General features: G+C 40.9%; 19 protein-coding genes. 9 read left to right on the plus strand and 10 right to left on the minus strand.

What is annotated here, in order from left to right; genetic code table 11:
* Positions 1-19: 19 nt before the first annotated feature.
* Genes NMK93_RS02340 through NMK93_RS02350 form a run of 3 tightly spaced genes read left to right on the plus strand, consistent with a single transcriptional unit; the run spans position 20 to position 1973 of the window.
* Positions 20-925 carry an EamA family transporter gene (locus NMK93_RS02340; RefSeq protein WP_254526488.1) on the plus strand — a complete coding sequence of 302 codons (906 nt, stop codon included), beginning with the start codon at positions 20-22 and terminating at the stop codon, positions 923-925.
* Positions 922-1488 carry a Crp/Fnr family transcriptional regulator gene (locus NMK93_RS02345; protein ID WP_254526487.1) on the plus strand — a complete coding sequence of 189 codons (567 nt, stop codon included), beginning with the start codon at positions 922-924 and terminating at the stop codon, positions 1486-1488. The genes NMK93_RS02340 and NMK93_RS02345 overlap by 4 nt, the downstream gene beginning before the upstream one ends.
* Before the next feature lie 44 nt (positions 1489-1532).
* On the plus strand, positions 1533-1973 hold the full coding sequence (locus NMK93_RS02350; protein ID WP_254526486.1) for an SRPBCC domain-containing protein: 441 nt from the start codon (positions 1533-1535) through the stop codon (positions 1971-1973).
* Here the strand turns inward: NMK93_RS02350 and NMK93_RS02355 are convergent.
* The 5 genes from NMK93_RS02355 to hemA all read right to left on the minus strand — a co-directional run bounded on the left by NMK93_RS02355 (position 1968) and on the right by hemA (position 8161).
* Positions 1968-2588, minus strand: coding sequence for an L-threonylcarbamoyladenylate synthase (locus tag NMK93_RS02355; protein WP_093101542.1), 621 nt, complete (start codon positions 2586-2588; stop codon positions 1968-1970). The genes NMK93_RS02350 and NMK93_RS02355 overlap by 6 nt on opposite strands.
* A 93-nt stretch (positions 2589-2681) precedes the next feature.
* The gene (asnS, locus tag NMK93_RS02360; RefSeq protein ID WP_254526485.1) at positions 2682-4127 is read right to left on the minus strand and encodes an asparagine--tRNA ligase; all 1446 of its coding nucleotides are present in this window, start codon (positions 4125-4127) and stop codon (positions 2682-2684) included.
* Positions 4128-4196: 69 nt separating this feature from the next.
* Complete coding sequence (gene hemB / locus NMK93_RS02365; protein WP_254526484.1) at positions 4197-5168, minus strand: porphobilinogen synthase; 972 nt, start codon at positions 5166-5168, stop codon at positions 4197-4199.
* Between the two features lie 58 nt (positions 5169-5226).
* Complete coding sequence (hemC, locus tag NMK93_RS02370; RefSeq protein WP_254526483.1) at positions 5227-6813, minus strand: hydroxymethylbilane synthase; 1587 nt, start codon at positions 6811-6813, stop codon at positions 5227-5229.
* Positions 6814-6919: 106 nt separating this feature from the next.
* A complete protein-coding gene (gene hemA / locus NMK93_RS02375; protein ID WP_254526482.1) occupies positions 6920-8161 on the minus strand; it encodes a glutamyl-tRNA reductase in 1242 nt (413 codons plus the stop codon).
* Between the two features lie 332 nt (positions 8162-8493).
* Here hemA and NMK93_RS02380 point away from each other — a divergent pair, with 332 nt between their 5' ends.
* On the plus strand, positions 8494-8907 hold the full coding sequence (locus tag NMK93_RS02380; RefSeq protein WP_185211225.1) for a hypothetical protein: 414 nt from the start codon (positions 8494-8496) through the stop codon (positions 8905-8907).
* 867 nt (positions 8908-9774) lie between these two features.
* Here the strand turns inward: NMK93_RS02380 and NMK93_RS02385 are convergent.
* The 4 genes from NMK93_RS02385 to rbfA are packed head-to-tail and all read right to left on the minus strand — an operon-like array spanning position 9775 to position 12522.
* Positions 9775-10413, minus strand: a complete 639-nt coding sequence (locus NMK93_RS02385; RefSeq protein ID WP_254526481.1) for a hypothetical protein — start codon at positions 10411-10413, stop codon at positions 9775-9777.
* Positions 10410-11489 (minus strand): aminotransferase class V-fold PLP-dependent enzyme, encoded by a 1080-nt coding sequence (locus NMK93_RS02390; RefSeq protein WP_254526480.1) that lies wholly within the window; start codon positions 11487-11489, stop codon positions 10410-10412. The genes NMK93_RS02385 and NMK93_RS02390 overlap by 4 nt, the downstream gene beginning before the upstream one ends.
* On the minus strand, positions 11467-12135 hold the full coding sequence (gene aat, locus NMK93_RS02395) for a leucyl/phenylalanyl-tRNA--protein transferase (protein ID WP_254526479.1): 669 nt from the start codon (positions 12133-12135) through the stop codon (positions 11467-11469). The genes NMK93_RS02390 and aat overlap by 23 nt, the downstream gene beginning before the upstream one ends.
* A 15-nt stretch (positions 12136-12150) precedes the next feature.
* Positions 12151-12522 (minus strand): 30S ribosome-binding factor RbfA, encoded by a 372-nt coding sequence (gene rbfA / locus NMK93_RS02400; protein ID WP_185211221.1) that lies wholly within the window; start codon positions 12520-12522, stop codon positions 12151-12153.
* A gap of 1574 nt (positions 12523-14096) precedes the next feature.
* Between rbfA and argH the strand changes: the two genes are divergently transcribed.
* Entirely contained in the window at positions 14097-15431 is a 1335-nt protein-coding gene (gene argH, locus NMK93_RS02405; RefSeq protein ID WP_254526478.1) for an argininosuccinate lyase, read from the plus strand.
* 181 nt (positions 15432-15612) lie between these two features.
* On the opposite strand, the gene NMK93_RS02410 is transcribed toward argH, so the two are convergent.
* A complete protein-coding gene (locus NMK93_RS02410) occupies positions 15613-16674 on the minus strand; it encodes an aldose epimerase family protein (protein ID WP_254526477.1) in 1062 nt (353 codons plus the stop codon).
* 191 nt (positions 16675-16865) lie between these two features.
* On the opposite strand from NMK93_RS02410, the gene NMK93_RS02415 reads away from it, so the two are divergent.
* The 4 genes from NMK93_RS02415 to NMK93_RS02430 all read left to right on the plus strand — a co-directional run bounded on the left by NMK93_RS02415 (position 16866) and on the right by NMK93_RS02430 (position 21652).
* Entirely contained in the window at positions 16866-17342 is a 477-nt protein-coding gene (locus tag NMK93_RS02415) for a hypothetical protein (protein ID WP_254526476.1), read from the plus strand.
* Between the two features lie 114 nt (positions 17343-17456).
* Positions 17457-18803: a deoxyguanosinetriphosphate triphosphohydrolase gene (locus tag NMK93_RS02420; protein WP_254526475.1), complete on the plus strand. Its 1347-nt coding sequence runs from the start codon at positions 17457-17459 to the stop codon at positions 18801-18803.
* A 68-nt stretch (positions 18804-18871) separates the two neighbouring features.
* Complete coding sequence (locus NMK93_RS02425; protein WP_254526474.1) at positions 18872-20983, plus strand: type IA DNA topoisomerase; 2112 nt, start codon at positions 18872-18874, stop codon at positions 20981-20983.
* 18 nt (positions 20984-21001) lie between these two features.
* Positions 21002-21652: an alpha/beta fold hydrolase gene (locus NMK93_RS02430; protein ID WP_185215949.1), complete on the plus strand. Its 651-nt coding sequence runs from the start codon at positions 21002-21004 to the stop codon at positions 21650-21652.
* The last annotated feature ends 38 nt before the right edge of the window (positions 21653-21690 follow it).

Below are 21690 nucleotides of genomic sequence, written 5' to 3' on the forward strand. Positions count from 1 at the left end.
TTTACTCTTTATCTATAATATGAAATATTACCTGTCAGCATTGACAGGCTTTATCATCTGGGGAACATTCGCCTTGGTCTTGAAGCCTCTCAGTGACTATGGAGCCCTCGATATATTAATCCACCGTGTCCTATTTGCCTCAGTATGCATACTATTGGCCTGTTTTATCTTCCGAAGAAAACAGACCCTAGCCAGTATACAATACCTTAAAACCAGCAATTCCACAGAAAGAAAACAACTCCTTGTCAATGTACTGGCAAGTGCCGTCCTCTTGGGGATGAACTGGTTCCTGTTTATTTATGTGATGAATGCAGTCAGCGTCAATGCAACTTCCTTGGCCTATCTCATTTGCCCCATATTGACAACCGTATTGGCCAGTATTTTCCTCAAGGAACGACTCAACAAAGGACAATGGTTTGCTGTAGGCCTCAGCATCGTTAGTTGTATCCTATTGGCTTATGGGCATTTTCTTGACCTTTTCTATAGCTTCATCATCGCACTTTCCTATGCAGGCTATCTTGTCCTGCAAAAGAATAAATTCAAGCTTGATAAATTCTTTACCCTGACCATCCATATTTTGGTCAGCACTATTTTATTGCTGCCGATCCTTTATGTTGTGGACAGCTCCGTTCCCAAGAACGATGAGTTTTATACCTATATCCTCATCATTGCCATTGGATATACCATTATTCCACTGTTCTTGAATATCTATGCCCTGAAGGGGCTAGACTCCTCTGTAGTGGGCATATTGCTGTACCTTAACCCGATCATCAGTTTCTTTCTGGCAGTTCTATATTACAAGGAGTCTATCAATACGGCCCAAATCATAGCCTTTGGGATGATATTTATAGCTGTAGTCATTTTTAATATTGCCTATATTTATGAAAGAAGACGTCAGACTCAACTTAAAATGGAAGGCTCATGAAATTTAAACAGCAGTTATTACAGATGTTCGAACTTTCTGATGAACAAGCCGAATTGATTATCTCCAGGTTTGTCCCCGAGGAGCTCAGTAAGAATGAATTGTTCCTGGAAACCGGAAAATCCTGTAAAAAGCTGAGTTTTATCGAAGAGGGTATCTGTAGGGTTTTTAAATGGACAGATAGCAAGGAAGTGACGCAATGGATCGGAGGTGATGGCTATTTTATCACGGATTTAGCTTCCTTCTTTTTCGACAACCCTTCCAACTGGTCGATTGAGGCATTGACACCTACCAAGCTATGGACCTTAAATAAGTCAGATTACCTCGATATACAGCAGTCCATACCCAATTGGAATGTGATCGAAAAAAGATTCATCGCGAAATGTTTTATGCAGATCGAGCATCGGGTATTCGATTTTATAGCTTTATCTGCCGAAGAACGCTATTTGAAGTACTTTGAACAGAATAAACAACTGTTCAATCAGGTACCCTTACAATACATTGCCTCTGTATTGGGCATGAGCCCAGAAACATTAAGCCGCATCCGGAATAAATTATCTTCTTGATAAATGTCAAGTGCTTCTGACTGCCCCAAGGCTAACTTTGAGGTATGAAAGAACAGATAGAATCACAGATTATCATAAATGCTCCTGCAGAAGCTGTATGGGCTATATTGGCCGATTTCAAAGCTTATCCGGAATGGAGTCCTAGCATCGCTGAATTTTATGGAACCCCTCAAGTTGGCAAACGGATCCAGGTCCTGCTGACCCAACCGGGTGGTACCAGCATGAAAATGAATCCTATCTTTTTAAAGATAGAAAGCAATCAGGAACTTCGTTGGAAAGGAAAGCTTTTTATCAATGGGTTATTTGATGGCGAGCATTATTTTATCCTGAATAGGATTTCAAACGATCAAACACAGCTTATCCAAGGGGAAAAGTTTTCAGGAATACTGGTGCCACTCTTCAGGAAAATGATTCATGGAAATACCAAGAAGGGCTTTGAACTCTTCAATGCCGCCATTAAAGAAAGGGTGGAGTCTAGGCTATAGATATTGTTCTAGATCTCCTTTTCCTTCACGGATGATTTCAAAGTCGCCTGAGGTCACATCAACAACTGTCGAAGGAACGTTGTCGCCATACCCACCGTCGATTACTAAATCTACCTTTTCCTCGAATTTCTCATAGATCAATTCAGGGTCGGTAGAATATTCGATGATCTCATCATCGTCATGGATGGAAGTAGTGACGATTGGGTTACCCAATTCCTTGACGATATCACGGACAATATTGTTGTCCGGAACACGGATACCTACAGTTTTCTTTTTAGAGCTCAACAGTTTAGGGACTTGGGAGCTCGCATTGAAGATAAAGGTAAATGGACCAGGCAATGCTTTTTTCAATACCCTAAAAACGGTGGTGTCAAAAGGTTTGGTATATTGAGAAATATCCGTCAGGTCATAACAGATAAAGGAAAGGTTAGCCTTGTCCGGTTTCAGTCCGCGGATCGAGCAAACGCGCTCTATGGCCTTCTGGTTTGTAATGTCGCAACCAATACCATATACCGTATCTGTTGGATAGATAATCACGCCTCCTTTTCTTAATATCTCCACAGCCTCTTCGATAGCCTTTGGATTCGGATTGTCATTGTAGATTTTTAGTAACATGGATTAGTTTATTAAATTGTTTCAATATTACTGAATAAACAAAAACCGTCAAAATAATGTTTGTTTTGACGGTTTTTTAAATTTATCTAGTTTTTAAAACTCTGCGTTATTTGGTGTTCTTGGGAAAGGAATGACATCACGGATATTGGTCATCCCAGTGGTAAATAATACCAACCTTTCAAATCCAACTCCAAAGCCAGAGTGAGGAACCGAGCCAAAACGGCGGGTATCCAAGAACCACTCCATCTCTTCTGTAGGAATTCCAACCTCACCCATTCTGGTGATCAGTTTTTCCAAGTTTTCTTCACGTTGTGAACCGCCAACCATTTCACCGATTCCTGGGAACAAGATATCCATGGCGCGAACGGTTTGTCTTCCGTTAGCATCTACTGGGTTCTGTTTCATGTAGAAAGATTTGATCTCTCTTGGGTAATCAGTAAGGATGACAGGTTTTTTGAAATGCTTTTCAACCAAGAAACGCTCATGCTCCGACTGTAGATCGGCACCCCAACTTTCTATCAGGTATTTGAATTGTTTCTTCTGGTTAGGCTTGCTTCTCAACAAGATCTCGATGGCTTCCGTGTAAGTCACGCGCTCAAAATCATTGTTGATGACAAAGTTTAGTTTCTCGATCAGGTTCAATTCAGAGCGTTCGTTCTGAGGTTTAGATTTCTCCTCCTCCAATAAACGGTTGTTCAAGAATTCAATCTCTTCCGGACATTGCTCCAAAGCATAACGGATAACATATTTCAATAGATCTTCAGCAAGATCCATGTTGTCTTCCAATTCATAGAAAGCCATTTCCGGCTCGATCATCCAGAATTCAGCCAAGTGACGTGTCGTATTGGAGTTTTCAGCTCTAAAAGTAGGGCCGAAGGTATAGATATTTCCAAAAGCCAATGCCGCCAACTCACCTTCAAGCTGTCCAGAAACAGTCAGGTTAGTAGATTTTCCGAAGAAATCTTCTTTAAAATCGACATCACCGTTTTCTGTACGTGGAATATTGTTCAGGTCCAAAGTTGTAACACGGAACATTTCCCCAGCACCTTCAGCATCTGAACCGGTAATGATTGGCGTATGCATATAAACGAAGTCACGTTCTTGGAAGAACTTGTTTACTGCAAATGCCAGGGCATTACGTACTTTGAAGATGGCGTTGAAAGTTCCGGTGCGGAAACGCAAATGTGCAATCTCACGAAGGAATTCCAAGCTATGTTTCTTCGGTTGCAAAGGGAATTTTTCAGGATCCGAGTCTCCAATGATAGAAACATCGGTTGCTTTGATCTCTACTTTCTGTCCTTTACCCAATGATTCTACCAAATTTCCTTTTACACGCACAGCCGCACCGGTAGTAATCCTTTTTAGGATTGCATCCGATGTGTTTTCAAAATCAATGACCGCTTGAATATTATTGATTGAAGATCCGTCATTGATAGCTATAAATTGATTGTTACGGAAGGTACGAACCCACCCTTTAACAATAACTTCTTTTCCGAAATCCTCTGATTTTAATAATTCTTTAATTCGTGTATGTTCCATTTTGTAGAAAAAATATTTTAATGGTCGCTTTATAGGCTTACAAAAATAGCCAAATAATTGATTTATGGTCTATTTTACCCAGCCTTTTTCAATAACTTCTTTTGCATGGTAGGTCAAGATCGATGTCGCTCCTGCTCGCTTGAAACTCATCAGGGTTTCCAAGATAACCTGCTCGCTCAACCAACCATTTGCGATGGCAGCTTTCAACATGGCATATTCACCGGAAACATTGTATGCTGCAATCGGTAGGTCAAAATTATCGCTCAACAACTTGATGACGTCCAAATAGGGCAATCCTGGCTTTACCATCAAGAAGTCAGCTCCCTCTTGGGTATCCAACTGAGCTTCGATCAAGGCCTCCTTGCTGTTTGCAGGGTTCATCTGATAGGTTTTTTTATCGCCTTTTTTAGGGGCAGAACCTAAGGCATCACGGAAAGGACCATAATATGCCGATGCATATTTTGCCGTATAGGACATCAATGACACATTGCTGAATCCGTTCTCGTCCAAAATATTACGTAGGTAACCAATTCTTCCGTCCATCATATCCGATGGAGCAATGATATCAGCACCACTTTCTGCATGTGCCAACGCCATTTTACCCAATACTTCTAAAGTTTCGTCGTTCAGGATCTCTCCATTTTCAACAATCCCATCATGACCATCAGAACTATAAGGGTCCATCGCCACATCGGTAACTACACAAGCTTCAGGGAAGTTTTTCTTAACCGCTTCAATAGCTTTTAAGTATAATGTGCCTTTTCTGTAGCTTTCTGTAGCATATTTATCTTTTAGGGATTCTTCCACAGCTGGGAATAGATCGAAGACTTTCAAGCCTAAATTCATACAGCTTTCTACCTCACGCAATAAATTATCGATTGAATAGCGGTAGATACCAGGCATGGAGGATACTTCAACTTTTTGGTTGTCTCCATCTACAATAAACAATGGGAAAATCAAGTTGGCAGCAAACAGATGGTTCTCTTGAACCATGTCGCGGATTACAGCTGATTTTCTGTTTCTTCTAGGACGGTGTAACATGTTTTTGTTTTTTTATGTAAGAGCAAAGGGGGATAATTCCCCCTTCGCTATATTTTTTCTAATAATCTAATCCGAATACAGCTTCCGCCAATCCAATTTCGTCTGGCGTGAATGGAAGGGTATATTTTAAGCCTAATGCTTCAATAGCTTTGGCTGTAGAATAACCGATACAGATAATCTTTTGATCAGGATCCGCCAAGTTCTCCCGGAAATAAGCTTCCACATTGCTTGGGCTGGTAAAGATCAATACTTGGGCATTGCTCTTATCCACTTCTTCTTCGATTACCGATTCATAGATTGGCATATCGATGATTTTGGTATTTTCAGTCAATGCTTTCTGGATTGTTTGCAAAGAACCTTCAGCGCGTGGGATCAATACGGTCTGACCATCCACCAACTTCGCAAACTCCTGTGCTATTCCTTCCGTATCGATACCTAAGTTATCACCTGAAAAATCAGCAATACGGTTGAATTTGCGCAAAGTATCTTCCGAACCTCTTCCTAAGACACCGATCTTTGTTTTCTTCAGGATCCAAGGTTCCAATTTGAAGAAATGTTCAATGGCATTTTTGGAATTGAAGAAGATCCAATCTGCTCGCTTCAAAATGAAGGAATCTAATTTATTGATGGTAGGGAAAATGCGGATCAATGATCTGGCGTCTACCTGAATATCATGTTTCTTAAGGAAACGGGCTAAATACGAATTTTCAGCAAGATCCCTAGTGATAAATACCGAAGAAGGTAATTTTCTGTCCTTTTGGTATTTTGCGAAAATCTTCTCTGCCATTCCCTCTGTCGTCTCAGACTCCAAGAACACACGGTCAGGAAAGTCTTCGTTGGTATCTGCAATAGAAGTCCAAGATTGGAATATGCCATCTTTCTTACGGCAATAGCTGCCTAGAGGTGCATGACAACCTGCATCGAACAAATTCAAAACTTTACGTTCTACTGAAATAGCTTCAGCTACCTCTTTGTCGTTGATCTGTTGTAAGATGTCAAACAGTTCTTGGTCACTTTCACGAATCTGTATGGCCAATACCCCTTGTGCAGGAGCAGGCACAACTTCTACAGGTGCGATCTCCTCCAAATGGAAATCCGAAAGCTCCATGTTGATCCTTGCAATCCCAGCCTTAGCCAATACAATGGCATCATATTTCTCATCACGTAATTTCTGAACACGGGTTTGAAGGTTTCCACGAAGATCTTCAAATTCGAGGTCCGGACGTAGAGATAGGAGTTGTGCTTTTCTTCTGTTAGAAGAGGTTCCAACCGATGCATTATGTTTTAAGGAAAGACGCTTGGTGATATCGACACAATCTTTGTGTATAATCAATAATTCCGATGGGTCTTCACGTTCTGAAACTGCCGCAATGATCAATCCTGGAGGATTTACCGTGGGTAAATCTTTATGTGAATGAACTGCCAGATCAATTTGGCCAGACAACAATTCTTCTTCTAACTCTTTTGTGAAGAATCCTTTTCCTTCAAGTTTGTCTAGTCTTAAATGCTGAACAATATCCCCTTGGGTTTTGATGATTTTTAATTCAGCTTCGATTGATATTTCGGCTAATCGATCCTTTACAAAGTTTGCTTGCCATAGTGCCAATTCACTTCCACGGGTACCGATAATTAGTTTTCTGTTCACGTTCAAAGATTTACAAATGAATAATCCGGAGGCAAATTTAAGGAAATAGCCTCTTAATTCTGATGATTTAATGTCAGAATCAGAATATTTTTAAGAAAATTTAATATTAATTGCTTTCTGATTCGGCAGATTTAACCAAGATCTCTTTCGCCATCACCATAGGAACTTTGATATATTTCTTTTCCATATAGTTGATGACCTTATTCAGCACTTCACGTGCTTGTGGGTCCAGTTGCTCAACTTCATTGGCAAATACTTCCGATAAAGCCATGGCTTTGATTTCCTTGATTTTCTCAGGAACCTCCTTCATAGCAACCTCAACGCGACGTTGTTTCAGGATCGGTAAGAATTCTTTGATGTTTTGCTCAATGATTTTTTCAGCATTATCCAGCTCTGCATAACGCTCTTGGATATTCTTCTCCGCGATCTGTTGCAAGCTGCTTACTTCGATGTAGTGGATTTGGTGTTTTGCAATCACAGCTGCATCAATATCATTTGGAATGGCTAAGTCAACAATTACCTTTTTATCCTCCTCACCATTCAATAAAGACTCGTAAAGATCTTCGTGGATAATGGCTTCAGGGGCACCCGTACAGGTAATCATCATATCAAATCCCTTTTTGTAATTCTTCAATTCGCTCAAAGGATAAACAGGCGCCTGCAATTCTTCAGCTAATGCCTGCGCATTGGCAACTGTTCTATTGAAAATAGTGAAATTACTGTACTTATGTTTTTTAAGGTATTTTGCTAAATTTTGGTTGGTCTCCCCAGATCCAATGACCAAGATCCTAGGGTTGTCCTTTAATTTCACCTCACGAAGCTTGCGATAAGCTAGGGATACTACTGAAATAGGATTGCGTGAAATATTGGTGTAGGTATAGACTTCTTTTGCGGTTTTTACCAAGCGGTCCATCATCAGTCTCAGGAAATCTCCCGTAAACCCCGCCGCTTTACAACGGTCGTAAGCACGACGGATCTGAGCTAGGATTTCTTTTTCGCCAACTACCAAACTCTCCATGGAACATGAAGTGCGGAATAGGTGGTTCAAGGCGTCAAGACCTGAATATCTGTTGACCTGTCCCAAGTAACATTGCATACGCTCCTCTGGAACACAGAAATTCATGCTGTCTAAAAACTGCACTACAAAATCATCGTTCAACTCATGCGCTCCATAGAACACAAATTCCACACGGTTACAAGTACCGATATAGAATATCTCAGGAATATCTAAATTGTTTTTTAGGTTAATAAGGCGACTATCCAATTCTTCATTGCATATCACCAGATTCCCCAAATCTTTTAGATCGACATGTTTATGGGTAAACGCTATAACTTTTAAATTCTTCAAAGCCTAATTATTTCTCCAATAATTTTGTACTGCAAATGTAGATTAAAACAGCGTTGCTATTGTCAAGAATGTGTCAATACAGTGAATTTAGAACGATTATAAATAGTGTTAAAAATATGTTAACAATCTGATGTACAGTGTTATAGGTTTGTTAAAGCGCTAATATTGTGATGACAATCATTTCTAATGCGGATAATAAATGACATTAATTACAGTTTATACTTAACGATTATCGATAAATCATGCATTTTTTCTGCCTTTATTCAGTTTAAATCCCAAATTTTCTTTCCTAAATCCCGTCAAATGTTCATCTTTGAACTATAATTTTTATCATGAGAAGTTTAAACAAACCTTTGGCATTAATAGGATTTTTTGTGGTGTTTTTTTCTGCAATATTCTGCCCATTCCTGAAAGTTCCACTGCAGGCAAATTGGAATCTTTATCAAGTTGATACCGCCTTGTTCATGATCACAAATGGTTTGCTCGGCCTATGTGTCCTGCTTTTCTTTATGCGTAAATTAAGTCCCTTCCGGATTGCTGCCTGGGTGCTCATCGGATGGATAGTCCTTTCTTTTATATTGGTGTTTTTCCAGATCAACAATTACCTCGGCCTAAAATTAATCGATGGGCTGCTTTCCAAAACCCTTAATATCAAATGGGGCTGGGGAGTGTTGCTGTTCGGAGCCTTGTTGATTCTGTTTTCTGTAGGGAAGAAGAATCATAAGACAGTGGAAGATAGACAGTAGACATAAGACAGTAGACATAAGAATTTTTCATTCGCCTACCTGAATGGCATTGAATAGGTAAGATTTATTATTAGGCTTGAATGGATCAAGATCTTAGACCGAATAGGGGATAGAACCCCCAGCAGGGGATGAAATCTTTTTCTGCACATCATCTTTTAGAAGGAAAATAGTTCGTTCGCTGTGCTCACGATGACAAAATCCTCATAAAAAAAAGAAATAGATTCTTCACTTCGCTCTGAATCCCTCTTATTACAATTCCAATTCTGAACGAATAGTGAAGAATCTGTACGGTTCACTAACCCTAGATTTTGTCCCCCTTTATCGAAGGTAAAGAAACAGTACGTTGATATAAATCTTATCATTTTTACCATTAAATCAGCATTTTTCAGAGAGTCTTCCTTCGTACCAATTACAAGTTTGGTAGAATTGTGGTTCTAACCATTCATGCCCAGATTTATTTACCAGAAGATATTTCTAATCGCCATAAATCCCCATCGGGGATGAATTATTTTAGCATGAAGGTATTGAACAATATAGGGTTAATGCAAAAACGATGTTCGATTAATCGAACATCGTTTTTGCGCTACCTCCAGGCTAACGCGCCATGTCTGCTAAAATAATGGAACCCCAAAAGGGGTTATATCTCTAAAATTAAAAAAATGGTTTACTGGCTAGTATGTTACGGACGTATGCAATACGCTCCTGTCAGATATGCCGAATATATACGGGAATTTTGATCTTGGTCTATCCTCCCATCCCTTCAATCCTGGTTCAACCCATTCGATATTCCCCTTCAACGACATAGGATAATGAATCAACCCCCTCTAATGCGCGAGGGCCTGATGTCTGATATGTATTGTCTCCTGTCTACCCCGGCCTATGCGAGATAAAATGCTGTTTCAATTTATCTAAACCAATATTTTCCTCCACTTTGTCCAGTTCATAGATCCATGCCTTTTCTGGCAAAACTTCCAGATTCTCTTTTGAATTGATCAGATCAAGGGGTTTTACCTTGATTGACTTTTCGATGGGAGGGAACGCGTTGTGTTGTCTTCTTGAGGTCCTTAAGATCTGGAATTCCAGATTAGGCCATTTGTTGATGGCGGAGAAATTGCCTGTATAGAACTGGTTATATTCACGTGCAGGGACGATATTGGCGAATATCCCTGTTCTTTTGTTTCCTACAGATTCAGATACTGTAACCAACAATTCAAAGGAAGTCTCATTGACAATAAAGAATTTGACCAATCCTTCCTTCTGTTCACCGGTCAGGGCTAAGTATATGCCCTTTTCGATAAATTTCCCCGTCTGAACCACCTGGGTTGGTTCCTCATCCTCCTCCATACGCATGTTGTCATGGACTAGGGTGATCTTATCTTGCATCACCGGAATCTCAAAGCCAGTGTCATCCGTCACCCCAACAAGTCCGTTGCTCAAAAAAGCGGTAATATGGCCCTCAATGGGTTCATCAACAAACCTGACTAAATCTCCTATTTTAAATTTCATCGTAAACTCTCAATAATATTAACAAAATTATGAATATCCTTTAAATCATTATAAAGGTGTATTCCTATCCTAATCCCGGTTCCACGCGGAAAACATTTCACGCCCATGTTCATCAGGTTTGGGTAAAGCTCCTGAGGGAGCTGCACATTTATCAAGGAAGAACGAACCGAGCGCTCTGCTATATAAGGTAGGATCAAATCCCTTTCCAATAACAGTCGGTATGCCTCATCCGATAGCTCCTTGATGTGTTGCTGTATATTTTCTAATCCTTGTGCTTTCAAGAAAGTTAGACTGCTCTTCAAAGTTCCATGGCTTAGGGTATCCTGATGACCAGGTTCAAAAAAGGTGTCCAAGATGCTCTTGTGTTTCCACATTGCAACCTCAGGCAGTGGAACCTCAGCTTTCAGGTCTTCCAGCATCAGTTTCAAGCCATCGCTGATCAGCATAAAACCATTCCCAAATCCTGACAAGAGCCATTTATAACCAGAAGCCCCCAAGGCATCAATCCCCGAATCCTGAAAATTAAAAGGACCTGTTCCTAAAAATTGGGTACCATCAGCAATGATCCAGAGATTAGGGTATTCAGCCTTTATCCTTTTGATAAAATCTAAGTCTATCATCAGTCCTGATATGTACTGCACCAAGCTCAGGATCAAAACATCCGGATTGTGCTTCTCAATAGCTTTTTGAAGCTCATCTTCCACATTCGCCGATACAGCAACAGAGGTATGTTTCAATTTTCTGTTGACTATGGGGTATTGTAGGGATGGGTATTCATCTTCCAGGACCAAATAGCTCAGGTCCTTGGGCAGCAGGTCCACCAAGGTGGAAAATCCAAATGAGAAATTAGGGGTCAAGAAGGTGTTCGCTGCTTTTGTTCCGAAAAAATCCGCAACGGTCTCCCGAACTCCATTGATAAACTCCGGCTGTTCATCCCTTAGATTAGAATTGATATCAAAGAATTCCTGCTCCCAGGTCTTCCTCCAATCCAAGGTTACCTTCGGCAACAATCCATTGCCAGGTGTGTTGAGATAAACAACATCATTTGGAAGGTTAAAGTGTTCCTTCAAAGTCATAAGGCAAAATTTCTTGTTCGTCTAGAATGGATAAATATTCATGTTGACTGATCATTTCTGCCCCCATTTTGCGCAAATGATCTGAGGGGATCTGACAATCGATTAATTCAAGCCCAAAATTTTTAGCTAAGTGAAATAAGGCAACCTTTGATGCGTTTGGGGCCAAGGAGAACATACTCTCTCCGCAGAAAACATGGCCAATTTTTACGCCATATAGTCCACCCACCAAAGTATCATCTTGCCAAACTTCCACGCTATGTGCATAGCCTTCTTCATGCAACTGTAGATAGGCTTTCTGCATATCTGAAACGATCCAGGTCCCATCCTGATCCTTTCTAGGGATATCGGCACAGGTCTCGATGACAGCTTTAAAATCCGTATCAAAGCTAACTTTAAATCTGTTTGACCTGATGACCTGCTTCAAGCTTTTGGAAACCTTCATTTCTGAAGGCCTTAAAACAAACCTTTCCAATGGTGCGTACCATAATATTGGACTGTCCTCATTGTACCATGGAAAGATGCCGTTTTCATAGGCCAACATCAATCTGTCAACACTGAGGTCGCCACCAATTGCCAGAAGTCCGTCTTCATCGGCTAGGGAAGGGTGGGGGAAAACCAATCTGTTTTCATCCAACAAGTACGGCATGCTATAGCGATTTGCCTATTCAGGCTGTCTTGGTTCCTTGCTGATTTCATCAAAGATCTTGTCCATATGTTCTACGTATTCGTTGGTATCATCTAGGAAGAATTCCAACTGTGGAACGATGCGGGCTTGGTTCTTGATCCGTGCTCCCAATTTATAGCGTATCTCGTTAGTCTTTGATTTGATGCTATCGATGTCTGCCTTGGCAGTTTTGGTGTTCAAGAAGCTCAAATAAACCCTAGCTATGGCCAAGTCAGGAGTGACACGTACCCTGGTAACGGTAATAAAAGCACCGGGAGCCCAAGAGTTGCCCTCACGTTGAAACATTTCTGCAAGATCTTGTTGTATTACTCCAGCAAATCGTTGTTGTCTTTTACTTTCTGTTCCCATCTTTTGATTTGATTGCGGAAAGCTGCATTGCATTTCCTCTTACAAATATAGGGCTTTTCTATAAACTAGTATATGTTTGGAAGAACCTTTGGCGATCAAGCGAAGGAGGTGTTTTGAGTGCTATTTTTGAACCAGGATGTGGCTCGACTCCGCTCGCCAACAGGGGATGGGAGGATCTTTTGAAAGCATTCCAAGGCCAATCCCATCGCACAGGGCAACGGCATTCTAATCATTTTTCCGTCAAGGAAATGAGCCGATTGCTAAAGGACTTCCTGCGGAAGGATGGTTGTTTGTATAAATTGGGAACCCCTGGAAGAGGTGATATCTTTGTAGAAATTGATTGATTGAATTGGCCAACCCTTAGCGGAGGTGAAATATTTTTTAATAATTCCCTCATATTGGGCCAAAGCAATAAAAAATAGTTTCCTCATCTTACGATTACGGAATGACAACGATCCTTAAAAAAAATAAAAAATAGATTCAGAGCAACGCGAAGAATCCCTCTTTAGCGAATAACTGATTCCGAACAATTCGTAAAGAATCTTTACGGTTCTTCTTCCTAAAGCCTTGTCATTCCTTGCTGAAGGCAAAGTGACTGTAAGCCAATACAATACATGATGTTTTTGATTTTGAAATCTTGCATGATGAGATACTTCGGATGAACCTCAGCATGAAAAAAAACCTTAACTTGTCGACGTAGTCCAGCGGGAATGAAATCAATGAAGAAAGATGGACTGTAAACGGCCAACCCTAACGGGGCTGGAATATTTTTCAGCAAATCTTCCAGCTTGGAAGAAAGGTAGAAGATATATTTGAGCCATCATATTGACCTCATTCGAGACACATTCCGAAATTTCGCAAAATGTACCGTATACAGTCCATGGATTTCCCGAATATGTCTCGAATGAAAGCAAGTTTTCACCCGAATATTGCATTCGAAAATATCGGCGAAAAAAGGCATAAAAAAAGACTTGTCGTGGGCATGGTGACAAGTCTTTAATCAAAATTAGTTTATAATTGGATAGAATAATTCTTTTCGTAGTTTTAAGACTTTCCGGTCTATCATGTTTAGTAATTTGTAGTTGGCTATTAAACGTGAGTGGAAGCTCACTTATTAATATCATTCATTCCCCTTTACATCACAAACATAGAGCTTTAATTACGATGTGACAAGATGTTTTTTAAAAAAAAGTAAGTGATTACTTAATTGACAAAAGCTATTTTTTGTCCTATTTCTTCATGATTTATTCATCGTTTCTTAATAAATTAAATTCAAAAATTGTGAACCTATCGAAAGATAAATGCTTGTTTTTTAGTGTGCTAAAACGGAAAAGCTTTAACAAAATTTAACATTTTGTTTTTGGAGGAAATCCTAACGATGTTCTTCAAAAATTAACCAAAAAGGCACAGAAAATTCATGCATTTTTCTAAAAAAATTATTGAATGTCAAAAAAAATAATTGGCTGAAATGGATAAATCATTGTAATAATTCTGGAAATTACTAATCAGGCCAGTCCCTTGTTGCCTTGCATTTTCCCTATATATTGGTACTTTTGTTCGACAAGATTTTGAACATGAAGATTTGGCAAAAAAATATTGATGTAGATTCCTTTGTGGAAACCTTTACCGTAGGACAAGACCGTGAAATGGACATGAACCTGGCAGCCGCCGATGTTCTTGGTTCTTTGGCCCATACCAAAATGCTGAACAGCATTGGATTGATGACCGACCAAGACTTGGAGGATGTGCAAAAAGAACTCAAGAATATCTACAGAGAAATATTGGCCGGAAATTTCAAAATTGAGGACAGCGTCGAAGATGTGCATTCCCAAGTAGAAATGATGCTGACCGAACGCATCGGTGAGGCCGGGAAAAAGATTCATTCTGGCCGTTCCAGAAATGACCAAGTCTTAGTGGACCTAAAATTATATTTCAGGTCTGAAATCGAGAGCATCTTTAAGAATACGGAAGAACTGTTCGATCAGTTGATCAGCTTAAGCAATCAATACAAATCGGTACTGATGCCGGGCTATACGCACCTTCAGATTGCCATGCCATCTTCCTTTGGATTATGGTTTGGGGCCTATGCAGAAAGCCTCGTGGATGATCTGCAACTGTTGAAAGCGGCTTGGAATGTCTGCAACAAAAACCCGTTGGGTTCAGCAGCGGGCTATGGATCATCTTTTCCATTGAACAGAATGATGACGACCAACTTGCTTGGCTTTGAGGACCTTAACTACAATGTGGTCTATGCACAGATGGGCAGGGGGAAAACCGAACGGATATTGGCACAGGCCATGAGTTCGATTGCAGCGACCTTGGCAAAATTTGCCATGGATGTTACCCTTTTTATCAATCAGAATTTTGGGTTTATTTCCTTTCCGGCACACCTGACAACAGGTTCTTCTATAATGCCACACAAAAAGAATCCCGATGTGTTCGAATTGATCCGCTCGCGTTGCAATAAGATCCAGGCATTGCCAAATGAAATTGCCATGATGACCACCAACCTTCCGGTTGGATACCATCGTGACCTGCAGCTGTTAAAAGAAAATCTTTTTCCTGCATTCCAATCCCTGAATGATTGCTTGGCTATCGCTAAATATATGTTGGAGAATATTTCGATCAAGGATAATATCCTGGATGATCCGAAATATGATTATTTATTCTCTGTTGAAGTCGTAAATAATGAAGTGTTGAACGGAGTTCCGTTCCGCGAAGCCTACCGCAAAATCGGTCTGGACATCGAAGAAGGAAAATTCCAGCCAGCAAAAGAAGTTAACCATACCCATGAAGGAAGTATCGGCAACCTTTGCAATGATCAGATCCAAAGAATGTTTAAAGAAGTGAAAGCTGATTTTGGCTTCGAAAAAGTAGATGCTGCCTTGGAAAGCCTTTTGGCGCAGTAAATAAGAGACATAAGACACAAGACATAAGACATTAGACCTGGACAGGTTTAATGTCTTTTTTATGTTAAATACTTTCTTTAAGGGGGTAATAATAAAGTTGGGTTATCCTGATTCAGTAAAAAAAGAAGACGCCAGTAGGTCTTATGTCTTGTGTCTATTGTCTTATATCTCTTAAAAAGTCTTAAGACTTTTTTATACAGAACTTATATCTTGTTTCGCTTTCGAAAACATCTCCTGTATTCAGTTTCACCGAAGGGAATTTTTCTTGGTTAGGACTATCGGGATAATGTTGGGTTTCGAAGCAAAGGCCACCATAGCGCAGGTACTTTTTGCCGGATTTCCCTTGGTCATCGTCGAGGAAGTTTCCGCTATAGAGGTGCAGGCTCGGTTCGGTGCTGAAAACCTGGAGTTCTATGCCGGACTCTTTTGAGAAGGCTTTGGCAATGGGTTCGCTGATGGGTTGTTTATTGATGAAGCTATGGTCATAACCATTGGCGATCTGGATCTGTTCCTCTTGGCTATTGATATCTGTAGCCAAAAGTTTGGGTTGGCGGAAGTCGAAAGCAGTACCTTCCACTGGGTAGATATCACCCGTTGGGATTTGGTTTTCATTGAGCGGAAGGAACTCATCCGAAAGAATGCTGATTTCATGGTTCAAGGTATCACCGTTTCCTTCGCCATTTAAATTGAAATAAGCATGGTTGGTCAAGTTGAGGACCGTAGGGGCATTTGTGGTAGCTCTATACTTAATAATGATTTCATTCTCATTGCTCAACTCGTAGGAGACGGTTGTCTTTAGCTCACCAGGGAAGCCTTCCTCGCCATCAGGGGAAACATAATAGAAATCGACTAATTTATTGAAGCTCACCTGTCTGTCCCATACACGGTTGTGGAAACCGTCGACTCCTCCATGCAGGCAGTTGCTGCCATTGTTCTGTGCTAAGCTGTATTCCTTTCCATCGAGGGAGAATTTTCCGTTGGCAATACGGTTGCAGAATCTGCCAACTGTAGCTCCATGATAAAACTGCTTTGCCTGAAGGTAACCTTGAATGCTGTCAAACCCTAATATCACATCGATCAGGTCACCATTTTTGTCGGGAACCAATGCACTTACCAGTCTAGCGCCATAATCGGTCAATGCGATTTGCATTCCAGCTCGGTTGGTAAGGGTGATAAGATGGGTGTTTTTACCATTCAATTTACCTTCAAAGTCTTTAGGAAGAGGGAGTTTATAAGTCGTCATTATGTTTTAATTGCTTCTGTTAAAGATAATAATAAAGGGGGGCGTTCCAAAGAACTAAGGAAAAGGAATGGTAAATACCTGTTCATTGACGTTCTTTTGGTTCCCAGCGATTCATTTATTATTTATTTTTTAGTTCATAATCGTATTTTAAAAATCGATGAGATTTTATTATTTTGTTGGAAATCAGTGTTATGTTTAAGGTTTCGTTATTATTTCTTGCTGTCGGAATTTTGGTTCTTGCCTTTGCGGTATTTGTGCCGGCAAAGTACTCCTCCATTACGATAAATACCTACGATACCTTCTTTATTATTTCATCTATTTCGCTTTTTAAGTTTTTAGGTTTACTGGGGCTGATTTTTGCCGGCTTATACTATTTTACGGAGCAGATGCTCTATTCCAAAACTTGGAGCATCATGCATTTGATCAGTTTCTTATGTCTCATTGTTAATTTATGGACCTGGGGATTTGTGGAAAGGGTTTATTTTGGGAATATTGAATCCCAGGTTTCCGGTAAAGCCTCAAACCTGGCTGAGGTAGAGCGGTTTTACAAGATCCAACAGTTTTATGTAGGCTCCTTTATTATGTTGCTGGTCATGCAATTTGTGTATGTCCTGAATCTTTTGTTTGGAATGATGACAAGAAATAGGAGCAGTGAGGATCTGGACTGATAATTACCTATGACAACGAATTATTGGCTGTAATAATTAAGGACTAATCCATCTACATAGGGTCCTTGAAATTTTTAAAATGGTATATTTGCCATTCAAAATCTGAGATTTTACATGAATTGGAAACAACTGATATCGGCAAAGCGCTGGGGCTATGAAAGTCGTGCGAACAATGATCAATTTGATGCTCGTTCTGAATTTCAGCGGGATTATGATCGTTTGATCTTTTCTTCACCATTTCGTAGGCTTCAGAACAAGACGCAGGTATTCCCTTTGCCGGGAGCTGTTTTTGTTCATAACCGCTTGACCCATAGCCTAGAGGTTGCATCGGTAGGAAGATCCTTAGGGCGTTTGTTTTACAACATGTTGAAGCAGGAGAATCCTAATATTGATGAAGAAGCACCTTTTTTGCAGGAGGTGGGGAATATTGTGTCGGCAGCATGTCTGTCTCATGATTTAGGGAACCCTGCATTTGGACACTCTGGGGAAGCTGCCATTTCCACCTTCTTTACCGAAGGGAAAGGGCAGAAGTACAAAGAGATGGTCAGCAAGGAGCAGTGGGAAGATCTGATTCATTTTGAAGGGAATGCCAATGCCTTGCGGATTTTGACCCATGCATACAATGGGAAAGACCCCAAGGGATTTGCCTTGACCTATACGAGCTTGGCTTCCATCGTTAAATATCCTTGTTTAGCAATTGATGGACATGTGAAAGGCTCTCACCATAGAAAGAAATATGGCTTTTTCGATTCTGAAAAAGCGAGTTTTGAAAAGATTGCCTTGGAATTAGGCTTGGAAAGGGACCCTTCAAATCCTAATGGCTATTTGCGCCATCCATTGGTTTACCTGGTTGAGGCAGCTGATGATATCTGTTATAATATCATTGACCTGGAGGATGCCCATCACCTGAAGATCCTTTCGTACAAGGAAGTGGAGGAATTGCTCCTGCCGCTTTGTGCTGGGGAAGATTTAAGGGAGAGATTGGATTCACTGGGTGATACCGCAAGTCGGGTTTCATTATTGAGGGCAAAAGCTATCAACACCCTGATTTGGGCCTGTGCAAAGGTTTTTGTAGAAAACCAAGAGCAATTCTTGAAGGGTACCTTTGAGAAACCGCTGATGGATGCGCTGGATCCGGAAATCGTGCAGCATATGAAGGTAATCTCGAAGATTTCCGTTGCACGTATTTACAATGCACCTACGGTGGTGCAGATTGAAATCGCAGGTTTCAAGGTGATGAATGCTTTATTGGAAGAGTTTGTGCCAGCCTATCTGAAGTCTAACAAATCCATGTTTGACAAAAAGTTGGTGGCGATGATTCCTGAGCAGTTCCATACGGATAAGGATGATACCTATTCCAAGATCCGTGCTGTCCTTGATTTTGTTTCCGGGATGACGGATGTATATGCAGTGGAACTGTACCGTAAGATCCAAGGGATTTCTATAGCTTCCTTGGAATAAAAATTTCATTTTTCGTTAGATTTAAGATGTGATATGGCTTTCGATTGAAGGCCAATATAAAGTATTGAATGAAAGTAGTAATAGCTGAAAAACCTTCTGTAGCGAGAGATTTGGCCAGGGTGATGGGCGCGAAAGAGGTTAAGGATGGATATATTTCGGGGAATGGCTATGCCTTTACTTATGCATTTGGCCATTTGGTCCAACTGTGTACTCCGCAAGCCTATGGCTTCCATAATTGGTCCATTTCCAACTTGCCGATCATTCCCGAGCAATTTGCCTTGGAGGTGAAGAAAGTCAAGAGAGATGGCAAACAAATGGATGATTTGGGTGCCTTGAAGCAATTGAATACAATTAAGGCTTTGTTGGCCCAAGCCGAAGAGATCATCGTGGCAACGGATGCTGGGCGAGAAGGAGAATTGATTTTCAGGAATATCTATTATTACTTGAGGTCCAATGTGCCTTTTAAAAGGCTGTGGATTTCCTCGCAGACGGATAAAGCCATCAAAGAAGGTTTTGCCAACCTGAAGGAGGGTGTAGAATACGACAGTTTATATATGTCGGCCAGGTCAAGATCTGAATCGGATTGGTTGATCGGTATCAATGCAACCCAAGCATTGACCTTAGCTGCAGGGAATAGAGGGCTCCTATCTTTAGGTAGGGTGCAGACCCCAACCCTTGCGATGATCTGTTCGCGATATCTGGAGAACAAAGATTTTAAGCCTCAGGCTTTCTATAAAATCCAGGCCGGTTTTGAGAAAGAGGGCATTCAGTTTAAAGCTACTTCGAATAAAATCGATAAGAAGGAAGTGGCCGAGGAAACTGTTGCCAAACTACAGGTTGGGATGCAGGCGATGGTCAAGAATGTAGAGGCCAAGGAAACGAAGGAGCAACCACCACTGTTATTTGATTTGACTTCCCTTCAGCAGGATGCCAATAAGAAATACGGCTATTCAGCAGACCAAACCTTGAGTATTGCCCAAACTTTATATGAGAAAAAAGTAATTACCTATCCCCGTACAGGTTCCAGGTATATCGGTGAAGATGTTTTTGAAAAAATTGAGGAGCTCTTCCAGCATTTAGCGGACACCGCACAGGAACAGATTGCCGTCATCAGTAAGAACCTGATAGGCGCCAAGCTGAACAAGCGATCGGTCGACGATAAAAAGGTGACGGATCACCATGCCTTATTGGTAACCGATGAAAAACCGGGTCCAATGCCTATGGACCAGCAGAACATCTACAATATGATCGCTAAACGTATGGTAGAAAGTTTCTCGGAGGTCTGTTTAAAGGATATCACGACAGTGACAATTGACGCTGCGGGGGTGGAATTGATTGCCAAGGGAACCGTGATCAGACAATATGGTTGGCGATTATCTGCAGACCAGGTTGAATTGCCAGATGAGGATAAAAACACGGATGACCAAGACAATGAAAATGCCCAGTTACCAAAATTGAGCATAGAGGAAATGCTTGAAGTATTGACCTTGGAATTGGCAGAGCGATTTACCAAGGCAAGACCTATCCATACGGAAGCCTCCTTATTGAAAGCGATGGAGACATCTGGTAAGGAAATCGAGGATGAGGAGATGCGCCAAGCCATGAAAGACTGTGGTTTGGGTACGCCTGCAACCCGTGCTGCAACCATCGAGACCTTGTTTCAACGGGATTATATCAAAAGGGACAAGAAAAAATTGATCCCAACGGAGAAGGGCCTTTCGGTTTATTTCCTGATCAAGGATCGCTCCATTGCGAAAGTTACCCTGACAGGTAAATGGGAGCAGAAGCTTGAAGAAATGCGAGCGAACAAGGTGAGCTATGATGTGTTCATGAAACATATCAAAGATTATACGGAAAAGATCACGAAAGAGCTTTTGCAATTGCGGGTAGCCATTGCCCATGAGGAACTGAAACCTTTGCAAAAAGGAAAGATCAAATGCCCTAAATGCAAGCCTGGCCAGGTGCAACTGTATGATAAGGTTGCCCAGTGTGACCATTATGCGAGGGGATGTGACTTTAAGATTTGGCGTACGCTAAATGGTGTTTTCCTCGATGAAAAGGAGATGAAGAACCTGTTGGAGAAAGGGAAAACTTCGGTACTAAAAGGACTGAAGGGACAGGATGGGCAGGTTGTTTCCGCGCCTTTGCTTTTCGAAAACTTTAAAGTAAATATTGGTTGATTTCCTTAACTTAGATAGATGGACACTATCTATGTTTTCTCTGGTTTAGGAGCGGATCGTCGGGTCTTTGAAAAACTTGATTTTTCAGGGATGCAGGTGGTTTATGTGGACTGGTTAAAACCAAGACCTGCAGAAGCATTGGAAAGTTATGTGTTCAGGCTTGCCGAGCATTATCAGATTCCCAAACAGGGAGCAAATGTACTGGGACTTTCTTTTGGTGGAATGTGCATTGCTGAGCTCTCAAAATACTATGATTTCAAGAAAACCATTTTAATTTCTTCGGCGAAGACCAAGGATGAATTACCGAAGGTCTTGGGCGTTTCCAAATTCCTTTCTCTGCACAAATTGTTTTCTGGAAACCAATCGAGATTTGCGAATTCCAAAGTTCTGTATTGGCTCTTTGGACTGAAGTCGGATGAAGAACAATTCCTGTTTGATACGATGTTGGCAGATACAGATCCGGACTTTCAAAAATGGGCCGTGGACAAGATCGTCAATTGGGAGAACAGTCATGTTCCTGTTAACTGTCTGCATATCCATGGTGATAAAGATCGATTGATTCCAATCCAGAACGTAGACTATAGCATTCGGGTAAAAGGGGGCGGGCATTTTATGGTTTGGAATAAAGCTGCTGAGCTCAATTTTCCCATTCGAAATTTTCTCCTTTAATTGTCCTGATTTCCTCTAAGTCATGTTGCGGTCAATTG

This window comes from Sphingobacterium sp. LZ7M1, assembly GCF_024296865.1.
GTDB lineage: Bacteria > Bacteroidota > Bacteroidia > Sphingobacteriales > Sphingobacteriaceae > Sphingobacterium.